This window comes from Veillonella sp. KGMB01456 (assembly GCF_023051165.1).
Lineage (GTDB): Bacteria > Bacillota > Negativicutes > Veillonellales > Veillonellaceae > Veillonella_A.
In genome coordinates this window covers 1-9,532 of the sequence record NZ_JALKIG010000058.1, presented here as the reverse complement: position 1 = coordinate 9,532, position 9,532 = coordinate 1, and the positions used below count along the sequence as shown (strand labels likewise).

The window sequence follows — 9,532 nt, the reverse complement described above, 5'->3', positions numbered from 1 at the left end:
TGCGAAACTCTTAACTAATAACCCCGTTACGCTCATTTTTCTCACCTCCTTCTCATTCTGCGTGTTATAATCACCTTGAAAGGAGGTGATTGTAATGGAAATCGATAAATCAATGAAGTACATCAATCATTGGGCAACTAAGCTTTTAGCTATCTGCGAAACTTTAGAAAAAGCTATGTTGTCATGGGACGCCCATCTACCACTCGGAGATACTGAAAAGAAATCCACTAAAATAATCGAAATGGCAAGTCATTATGATCCAGGCTTTACACTTCTTGAAATCTTGTCTTCAGTCATGGCTGCTGACTTTGACCCTGGTAAATATCAATATCAAGATATAGCCATATTAGAAGAGGCAGAAAAACTCATAAATGACTTTAAGATGTACAAACATTTTCTTGAAAAAAACGTTCAAACAATTAGTGTCGATACGACTTGGAGTCCTGTATCAGCAAAAGTTAGAGCCGCAAAAAATTTAGCTTTATCAAGCCTAGAGCTTTCTTCACTACCTGAAGATTAATTATTAGGCTCTACAGATTTTGATAACTTATAGAGGTCTGGAATTGTTGGAGCATCTTTTCTAACTAAAATCCATTCCTCTATATCTTTTTCATATATGGTTCTGTTATTTTTACGGAGCAAATATCTAGCCCATTTAGCTCGCTTATCTGTAAATTTATAACCATACACTTCTTTCAACGCAATTAATACTTTATCTAATCTATCCATCCTTTCACCTCCTTTTCGTTGATATTCCTAAAATCTTAGCAACATCCTCAACGCTATATGTTCTGCATTCCATGTCATCACCTTTATTCCTATCATCAAAAAAGGACTCGTCAAATTGCTTATGCCTCATTAGCCACATCTGTGCTTGCTATCTTGATTACTTTATTTAAGTAAAAACTTATAGATAGCTATTGCTACGCTCATAATGCTTACAGCAAGCGAAAGTAAAGCCAGCGCCCTTAATTCTTCATTAGCTTGCCTTTGCTTTCGCAAATTGCTAGTTAATTCTTCAATATATGTCTTTTCTTTTAAAGACTCCACTTTTCCCACACCTCCTTCTCATTCTGCGTGTTATAATCATCTCGAAGGGAGGTGATTATATGATACGTAAAAGCGATATTTTAAAAGCTTCTTTAGATTTATCAGCACAAATAGTAACAGCTAAAGCAAGTGCTGATTCCAACTCTGTTACCCCTGAAACTTTACCTGAGTATACAGAAGTTATTTACAAAAAACTCATTGAGTTAATGGATGAAGAAGACTAACCCTTAACATTAAGAGTGCAGTTGCAGCTGTACTCTTTTTGTATTTTCGCCAATCTTTTTATCCATTTTTCAATTGCGTCAGAGTTCGACGCTTTAATCGAAATTTCTACATTAATTTCAAACCTTGCGCCCCAGTTGTTATCATTACGACTTTTCTTTTCGTCCATTTTTACCCCTCCTTCCCGATTTCTTGAACAGTCCAATCACCGTTCACAAACTTAAGCAATGGCGCCCGAAATATGACATATTTGAACCGTTTGCCCTTGCCTGTCATGTCAATGGCACGACCGAATATATCAAACTTGCCACGTTGCAAGCCGATTCTTACAGCTTGCTCGCTGATTCCAAGGATGCCGACGGCCTCCTTGACGCTTGCCTGTGTGTTCATAATATTCACCTCCTCGCCTTTACTTGGCACAATACACAAACCTCGATAACTCCGCACTGCCTATCAAATATCTTGTAGGTTTTGCGGTTGGTAACTTCTGCACCGCACATGTGGCACACTTTTCTTTCACTCATCAACGCTGTACGTTCTACATTCCATGTCATCACCTCTTTTTGTTTTTACACATCCTAATTCATGTTATAATCACCTTAAAAGGCAGGTGAAGAACATGTATGATTATCAAGGCTTTTTATCGGGCATATTCGCTACCGCTTTTGGTGTATTTTTAAACCATTTTTATTCTGAGCGAACAAGAGAAAAAGCCCATCAAAAGTACAGAAAAGCATTAGCATTGATCTTCAATTTGTGTGTGTCTAACTGTATAGATTACGTAAAATCAACTATTGTGTATAAGGATTTTGCAGATTGGAGTTTCTGTTTATGGGATAAATCTCAACTAGAAATCGCTAAGGAATTTCCATGCGAATTTCAAGAGTTTATTCTACTTATTGAAGCTTTAAAGACTATCTCTTCCCAAGAAGATATTCAAACAACTTTAGAAGGGCTTTCCGTCCTTCATACCAAAACCAAAGTGCTATAGCGACGCTCAGCGAACCAGTAATAACTCCTAAAATATGTCCATCCATTACATCACCACTTTCTTTATTTTTGTTTTTTCTGTTTCATAAATTTTGCCTCAATAATCAAGCATACTTGACTTTTAGGACAAAAAATAAGACGGTTTACAACAACATGCGTCAGCTAAAGCCTGTATAGTTCTGTTTGTTGTAACCGTTTGTTTTCCGGTTTCGAGATTATTGATAGTAACCCGAGATAAGCCGGACCGGTCTGCAAGCTCCCCTTGCGTCCATCCTCGCTTTGTTCTAATTTCCTTAATTCGTTCGCCTACGCTCATATATAATCACCTCCTTCAAATCAAGCGTGCTTTACTATATTCGTAGTATATCACCATTCAAAAATTTAGTCAAGCTAGCTTTACAAAATATTTTCAAAATTGTATAATGTACTTAACAGGCAAAATAAAAATTTAGTCGGGAGGTGAAACAATGCATATAGGCGATTTAATTAAGAAATATAGAACAGAACATAGCTTAACTCAAAAGCAAATGGGCGATATTTTGGGCCTCACTAAAGCATATATATCAATGTTAGAATTAAATAGAAATTCACGTTCCGGCAAGCCTATCGTGCCTTCTACGGCAGTTTTGAAGTCGGTAGCGGACTTATATAGAATCACATTAGATGATTTGCTTACAATGCTCGACGGGGAGCAATTAATAGATATATCAGCTCCGGAGCAAGGCTACTATGACGACCCCGAAGTAGCTGAATTAGCCGAAGAAGCGAGAACGAATCCGGACATACGAGTTTTGTTTTCCGCAACTAAGGGAATTTCAAAAGAGAGTTTACAAAAAACAATCGATTTTGTTAAATTTTTGAAGTCGCAAGAACACAATGACAGCGACTTTTCGGAGTGATAGAATGAATATAATTATAGTGATTGCACCGCTAGAAACAGGAGTAGACGCACTAACTCGGTGCAATGAGGACGGGACATACACAATTATAGTAAATAACCGTCTAAGTGAAGAAAAGGCTCGTAAGGCAATTATGCACGAGGTTTTTCATGTAAAAAAAGACGACTTTTCAAGTTTTGAAAAAGCGTCATTATTGGAGCGTATGCTTAGGGAATCCGACTATCTCAACCAAGAGTTAGAGAATATAAATTTTTATTATCATGTAGTATAAAAGGAGGGGTTATTTGTGTTTTGTCAAAATTGCGGTACTCAATTAAACGAAGGGGCAAGGTTTTGCTCAAATTGCGGAACGCCTACAGGTGATGCGGTGCAAACTCAAGAGGTACAACCAATACAAGAGGTACAACCGGTTCAACAAATGCCGCATTATCCCAAAAAAATAAACGGCGTTACTATCAACGTCGCCGAAGTTGTCATTAAAACGGGCTTTTTTGACGACGGAACGCCCGAAGAAAAAGCACAAGCCGAGCAACGTGCAATAGAGGCGGTTAAAACGCTGACGGGTGCCGGAATGATTAAGGCGACTTTTAACGTCGGTAATTGGAAGTATGACGATGAGTTAAAGAAGATAATTCTTGCTTTTAAAACAGGAATTACAATAGAACAGCCTCAAGATGACGGTGAATTGAGATGCCCGAAATGTGGCTCGGTGCATATCGAATTTAACAAGAAAGGGTTTAGCGGCGGCAAGGCCATTGTTGGCGGTGTGTTAGCCGGCCCTTTAGGTATCGCCGCCGGATTCATGGGCAAAAATAAACTCAAAGGCAAATGCTTAAAATGTGGCCATGAATGGAAGATTTAATTAAATAAAAATCCCCCACCCCGCGGCAACGGAATGAGGGAGAATACAGTACCTAGAGCGGTACCATACCAACAATTTAATTATAACACGCTCTAGGATAATTTGTCATACTTTTTAACTAGCAAGGAGCGTGATTTTTTATGCGACGAGCCAACGGCACCGGCAGTATTTACAAAATGAAACATAAGAATTTAAGAAAGCCCTACCGAGTAGTGATTACGATTGATTATACAGACGAAGGCAAGGCGATCCGCAGGACAGTCGGCACATTTAGAACGGCAAAGGAAGCCCAGGAATGTTTGAAGAATTATAACGGCAATCCGGCGGAATGTATTCGTCAAGACATAACATTTGGGCAATGTTGGGAATGGATGCTAGAGGACAAGAAACGAGCCGGCGTAGGGCTTAAGCCGTACACTGCCGCACGCCCACGGGTAGAACATTTATTTAAACGGCCGATTACCGATATACGGCTCGCCGATTTGCAACGCATCATTGACGCTCATAGTCACATGAGCCGCTCTACTATTAAGGTTATACTAAAAGGCTTAAACGGCACCTATAGGGCGGCCGCTAAGAATGACATAAAACTCACTAATTACCCCTCACTCCTAGTGTTGCCACCAGAGCCGGAGAATAAGGAAGGAATTCACAAGCCATATACGCCGGCCGAAATAGTTGACTTATGGGAAGCCAATGACAAAATGTCTAAATGGCAACTTATTTATATTTACACGGGCATGCGTCCGGCCGAACTTGTCAATATGGAGCTTGATAATATCCATTTAAAGGAACGATATATGATAGGCGGCGTCAAAACTAAAGCCGGGAAGAATCGAATTATCCCTATTGCCGAGTGCATCGTCCCCTTATTGACTGATGCCTACGCTAAGGCTAAATTTAAGCAAGCCGCTACTCTTGGCAAGGTTATGCCGGCCTATAAGACATATCGGCTAGCGATTTCGGCAGCCAACGGGCACCGTCCACATGACGGGCGTCATACGTTCGCCACGTTTGCCGATGCGTGCGGCATTGACGAAAATATCATCAAGCGTATATTAGGGCACAGCCTAGCTGCCAATATCACACAATCAATTTACACGCATAAAGATACGGCTGATTTAGTGGCGGCGGTTAACAAATTGCCGACTTATAATGACCTTGTAAAGGTTGTGCAACGGTTGAGCAACGAATCGCAAGCTACCCCAAAAAACGCATAATATTAAATTGAGAAAAGCAAGGAATCCGCGTGTTTCCTTGCTTTCTTTGATTTATGGAATTATACTAGAGGTAATAGAGTATTTATGGGAAGTGTAAAACTTCCGTAAATACCACACTTCTTGAGACAAAAGTTAATAAACCTTTGGGGGTAACAATTTACAACTAAGTTTATTTTAGTTACAATTGTTAAGGGTTATCTTTATATAATTCTACATTTATAGAAAGGAATCCTCTTTTTATGTTACAAGCTCGCTTATGTTTATTACTCACTGCGTTTGTTTGGGGCTCCACCTTTGTAGCCCAACGTCTTGCGTCTGATGTAATCGGTCCCAATGCGTACAATGCGATACGCTTTTTGTTGGGAGTATTAACCGTAAGTCCGTTTTATTTTTGGATAAAAACGGGAGCACCTTTGAAAAAGCCGCACTGTTCCATCATCTGGCCCTCCCTGGCCCTTGGCTTTATGTTATTTTTAGGTGCCAGTTTGCAACAATATGCCATCGCCTATACGACGGCGTCAAAAGCCGCGTTTTTAACAGCCTTATATGTGGTCCTCGTACCACTGCTTGGTCTCTTTGTAGGTGAACGACTCAGCTTAACCGCCTTAGGCGGCGTTATTTGTGCCATCATCGGAGCCGGCTTGTTAAGCTTAAAGGACAGTTTCATTCCTTCTTACGGCGACGGAATCATCCTGATTTCCACGTTGTTCTGGGCCATTCACATTTTGCTGTTAAATACGGTATCCAAACAATATAATCCGTTCTTACTGTCCATGGGTCAGTTTTTCGGCTGTGCCTTGTTCTCAGCCATAGCCTCCCTATTTTTGGAAACCACAACTTTTCAAAATATAGCCGACTCTTGGCTTTTCATCGTTTGGGGCGGCGTTTTATCGGCCGGTATCGGTTTTACAGGGCAGCTTTTAGGGCAACGCAAATTGCCGCCGACGGAAGCATCCCTTATTCTGAGCCTCGAAATCGTATTTACCGGTATTTTAGGCTATTTAATTTTGGATGAACGGCTTGATTATCAGGAAATCTGGGGGCTCATAGCCATGTGTTTCGGCGTTTTGCTGGCGCAACTACCATCCCCACCACAATTATCTATAGGACCGTTTTTCGGTCGAAAGGACTAATTTTGTATGACTGCTTCACAACTTTATCGCTTAGCCCGGCCCCGCACGCTAACAGCTGCCTTCAGCCCGGTTATTCTCGGAGCCTCCTATGCGGCGACGCTGCACACAGCGGTTCAGAGCCTTTGGCTAAGCCTGTTTTACACCTTATTAATTCTAATCTGCGTCATGAGTTCGCAGATTGCCGCCAATATTTGGAACGAATATTTCGACTTTAAATCCGGTCTCGACTTAAACCAAGCGGCCGGCAACAGCGGCACCATCGTCCGTGAAGGAATTTCGCCACAGCAGGTAAAAAAACTGGGCTATATCTTTTCCCTCACGCCGCTCGTGCTCGGCATTTTCTTGGCATCGCAAGTATCTTGGTGGTTATTGCCGGCCGGCGCCGTTTGTATTCTGATCAGCTTATTCTACTCGGGCGGTCCAAAACCGATTTCGCGCACACCGTTCGGCGAACTCGCCTCAGGTGTGGCCATGGGTTTTGCCATTGTCTATATTACGGCCTACACCTGGACGGGCACGCTCTACTGGGACTTCTTAATCCCGGCCATTCCGTCTACCATCCTCATCGGCAATATCATGATGACCAATAATCTGCGCGATTTCAGCAATGATAAAGCCCACGGACGTCGTACTTTGGTTATCCTTTTAGGTAAAGACGAAGGAATCCGCTTATTGCGAACCTTATTTATCGTCTGCGTCCTTTGGTTATTCTTATGGGTATTTTTAGGGCATTTGCCATCAGCATCCTTGCTCGGTATCATAGCTCTCTTCCCGGCTTTTAAAAGCGCTGCTATCTTGCAACGCTATGCGGACGTGGTAAAAATGAACGAAGCTATGAAATTTACGTCCATCAGTGTGACACTCTATCATCTGTTGGTAAGCGTTGGACTGTGGATTGGGTGAAGTAAAAACCGAGACTTATAGGACAAAAACAACCTTAGTATTTATAACGGATAAAACAGACTCCCTTTTAGGCAGACACAGGAAATAAAACTTGTGCTACTTAAAAGGGAGTTTTTTGACTCTATATTATTCAATGCAGTCTTACAATTAACTATTGTTTTCTAAAAATCAAATCCTTCTTTCCATGGTACTCCATATTTTTTTAATACATCTTCATAGTTTTTTCCCTTCCATATAGGGCGCTCCATGAAATACGAGTTTTCTCTATCTGAAAATGTATGTTTAATACAAAATTCCTTTATCCCCTGCAAGTCCTTCTCACACAACATACCTTTTATAATTATACTTTCTTCATCCCATCCATTATCACTAATATACTGATAAAAAGACTTACATATATTTATATTAACTCGATATTTCATAGCATGTCTGTATATCTCTAATGGTAAAATATATGGATATTCCGCTAATAAAATTGAAGTTGAAAAAACTTTTTCAGCCAAATTTGTTAAATGACTATCAAAATCTACTTTTTCTAAAGCCTCCAAAATACTCTCCAACTCTTCTTCATTTGCAATAGTTATATTTTTCGTTAAACCATCCATATACTCTTCAATCTTTTTATAATAGTCTTTATATATTTTCATTTTTGTATATTCCCAGAATATTTATTTCTATCTTCTAATATATTCTTCTAAAATAAACATATTTCAAATATTAACACAATTATATTGGTACGGATTAAGCCAATCTGTTATTTATTGTTTTTCAACTGGTCGTATCTGGTTATTGTATACTGATTTTATAATTTATAATATCGTTTTATCCAGCTACTACCTATTCTTCCAATAAAAATACAAACTACCAATCCTAAAATAGCTTCTATCATGTAAAATTCACTAGGTAAATAAAGAAATGCTATGCCTTGATTTATAGTCCATAACCCGCCTAAACTTTTTAAATAATAATACTCTCCTATAGTAATAACTCTACACATCTTAAATATTATTTTAAAATACAAACTAGGCTCTTCTACTAAACTATTTCCTCGATATTTTTCTAATTCATAATCAACCACCCACCCATTATGCCTCATGCTCCAAGTAGATAATTCACAAACAATAATAGCAAAAGAACTATTAAGAAATATATCTAGATGGTATGGAGCTGGCATTCTAAAAACATACCCTAACAGAAAAAAAACAATTACGAAAATTAATAATAGTTTTATTCCAAAATACGAGTTTATGTTAATGTACCCCAATAAAATTCACCTCGCTAATAATAGTATAGTATTACTAAATTGCAATATGAAATTTCAATTCTTTATAGCTGATGCCAAGAATGCTTCCAAATAGTTCTGACATGGCCCATATGTATCATCATTATATTAATCTAACGCACCATACAATGCGTGAATGCGGGCTTGAGTCATTGGCATATCCTTTGCATTATACAATGCTCTTGCATAATTAACTTGATCCGCATGGCTAAGCCAATTATATGTGATTACATTTAACGCCGTTGCTGCCCCGAATGTTTGTCCGGTCACCACATTGCCCACAACCAAGGTAGCTAATTTATGGAGTTCTTTGTTCTTTATTTTTTCCTAATACGGGTTGTAAGGATTCATTTATTCCCACTGCTACTGCACCGTACCGAATACCTTCATTGATGGTAGACATGACTTGACCTCCTACACTAACCGTATATTCGAAATATGACATTATAATTTTTATATATCCATTATCTTTTACTGTTAGTTAGCTATAAATTCAATGTTGTCAATATATTGTTATAATAAATAGATATCATCCATTTTCCTGTATAGCTGTTATCTCGCTTATATATTGGGCCTACATTAATTATATAAAGGTCATTATAAACATTAATGCCACCGGATTCGCTTATCGAATCAATTGTATAATTTTTACTCAAAAAGTATTGCCTCAGTTCATCTGAAAATTCCTCTTTATTTTTATCCGCTTTTATCACTACATAAACACCTTTTTGAGCAAATAGTCCCCCTTCAATAGTTGGTGAAGTTACACTATAATTTTGAACTATTTCCATACTTTTTAAAACGCTAACCAGATTTTGAGCTCTTGAATCTATATACGCTGAACAAAAGAGTTGAAAGAGCAAACTGGAAACTATAACTATAGCTAAAATAGCTCCATAAATGACAAAAATATTTTGGTTAATTGTACAATGAAATTGAACACATAAAAAAATCCATAGTGAATACCGATT

At 38.7% G+C, this 9,532-nt stretch carries 17 protein-coding genes; 9 read left to right on the top strand and 8 right to left on the bottom strand.

Annotated elements, in window-relative coordinates:
* Positions 1 to 94: 94 nt before the first annotated feature.
* Entirely contained in the window at positions 95 to 520 is a 426-nt protein-coding gene (locus MXE28_RS10865) for a hypothetical protein (protein ID WP_247240165.1), read from the top strand.
* On the opposite strand, the gene MXE28_RS10860 is transcribed toward MXE28_RS10865, so the two are convergent.
* Entirely contained in the window at positions 517 to 729 is a 213-nt protein-coding gene (locus tag MXE28_RS10860) for a hypothetical protein (protein ID WP_127008352.1), read from the bottom strand. The two genes, MXE28_RS10865 and MXE28_RS10860, sit on opposite strands and share 4 nt — an antisense overlap.
* Positions 730 to 891: 162 nt before the next feature.
* A complete protein-coding gene (locus MXE28_RS10855) occupies positions 892 to 1,050 on the bottom strand; it encodes a hypothetical protein (RefSeq protein ID WP_247240164.1) in 159 nt (52 codons plus the stop codon).
* 59 nt (positions 1,051 to 1,109) lie between these two features.
* Here MXE28_RS10855 and MXE28_RS10850 point away from each other — a divergent pair, with 59 nt between their 5' ends.
* Positions 1,110 to 1,274 (top strand): hypothetical protein, encoded by a 165-nt coding sequence (locus MXE28_RS10850; RefSeq protein WP_021840614.1) that lies wholly within the window; start codon positions 1,110 to 1,112, stop codon positions 1,272 to 1,274.
* Here MXE28_RS10850 and MXE28_RS10845 read toward each other — a convergent pair.
* Positions 1,271 to 1,441: a hypothetical protein gene (locus tag MXE28_RS10845; RefSeq protein ID WP_156704476.1), complete on the bottom strand. Its 171-nt coding sequence runs from the start codon at positions 1,439 to 1,441 to the stop codon at positions 1,271 to 1,273. The genes MXE28_RS10850 and MXE28_RS10845 overlap by 4 nt on opposite strands.
* Positions 1,442 to 1,443: 2 nt before the next feature.
* Positions 1,444 to 1,662, bottom strand: a complete 219-nt coding sequence (locus MXE28_RS10840; RefSeq protein ID WP_247240163.1) for a hypothetical protein — start codon at positions 1,660 to 1,662, stop codon at positions 1,444 to 1,446.
* A gap of 229 nt (positions 1,663 to 1,891) precedes the next feature.
* Between MXE28_RS10840 and MXE28_RS10835 the strand changes: the two genes are divergently transcribed.
* From MXE28_RS10835 to menA, 7 genes are all read left to right on the top strand, one after another.
* Entirely contained in the window at positions 1,892 to 2,263 is a 372-nt protein-coding gene (locus MXE28_RS10835; RefSeq protein WP_156704480.1) for a hypothetical protein, read from the top strand.
* A gap of 466 nt (positions 2,264 to 2,729) precedes the next feature.
* A complete protein-coding gene (locus MXE28_RS10830) occupies positions 2,730 to 3,161 on the top strand; it encodes a helix-turn-helix transcriptional regulator (protein ID WP_156704484.1) in 432 nt (143 codons plus the stop codon).
* 4 nt (positions 3,162 to 3,165) lie between these two features.
* On the top strand, positions 3,166 to 3,432 hold the full coding sequence (locus MXE28_RS10825) for an ImmA/IrrE family metallo-endopeptidase (RefSeq protein ID WP_247240162.1): 267 nt from the start codon (positions 3,166 to 3,168) through the stop codon (positions 3,430 to 3,432).
* Between the two features lie 15 nt (positions 3,433 to 3,447).
* Positions 3,448 to 4,023, top strand: a complete 576-nt coding sequence (locus MXE28_RS10820; RefSeq protein WP_247240161.1) for a zinc ribbon domain-containing protein — start codon at positions 3,448 to 3,450, stop codon at positions 4,021 to 4,023.
* A gap of 140 nt (positions 4,024 to 4,163) precedes the next feature.
* Positions 4,164 to 5,243 (top strand): tyrosine-type recombinase/integrase, encoded by a 1,080-nt coding sequence (locus MXE28_RS10815; RefSeq protein WP_247240160.1) that lies wholly within the window; start codon positions 4,164 to 4,166, stop codon positions 5,241 to 5,243.
* Positions 5,244 to 5,482: 239 nt separating this feature from the next.
* Positions 5,483 to 6,376: a DMT family transporter gene (locus tag MXE28_RS10810; RefSeq protein WP_021840037.1), complete on the top strand. Its 894-nt coding sequence runs from the start codon at positions 5,483 to 5,485 to the stop codon at positions 6,374 to 6,376.
* Positions 6,377 to 6,382: 6 nt separating this feature from the next.
* A complete protein-coding gene (menA, locus tag MXE28_RS10805; RefSeq protein WP_021840036.1) occupies positions 6,383 to 7,279 on the top strand; it encodes a 1,4-dihydroxy-2-naphthoate octaprenyltransferase in 897 nt (298 codons plus the stop codon).
* A gap of 161 nt (positions 7,280 to 7,440) precedes the next feature.
* On the opposite strand, the gene MXE28_RS10800 is transcribed toward menA, so the two are convergent.
* From MXE28_RS10800 to MXE28_RS10785, 4 genes are all read right to left on the bottom strand, one after another.
* Positions 7,441 to 7,926 carry a hypothetical protein gene (locus tag MXE28_RS10800; protein ID WP_021840035.1) on the bottom strand — a complete coding sequence of 162 codons (486 nt, stop codon included), beginning with the start codon at positions 7,924 to 7,926 and terminating at the stop codon, positions 7,441 to 7,443.
* A 155-nt stretch (positions 7,927 to 8,081) separates the two neighbouring features.
* Complete coding sequence (locus tag MXE28_RS10795) at positions 8,082 to 8,453, bottom strand: hypothetical protein (RefSeq protein WP_226974446.1); 372 nt, start codon at positions 8,451 to 8,453, stop codon at positions 8,082 to 8,084.
* 216 nt (positions 8,454 to 8,669) lie between these two features.
* Positions 8,670 to 8,831, bottom strand: coding sequence for a hypothetical protein (locus tag MXE28_RS10790; protein WP_156704490.1), 162 nt, complete (start codon positions 8,829 to 8,831; stop codon positions 8,670 to 8,672).
* A gap of 215 nt (positions 8,832 to 9,046) precedes the next feature.
* The coding region (locus MXE28_RS10785; RefSeq protein WP_247240159.1) for a hypothetical protein at positions 9,047 to 9,532 on the bottom strand (486 nt) is incomplete at its 5' end.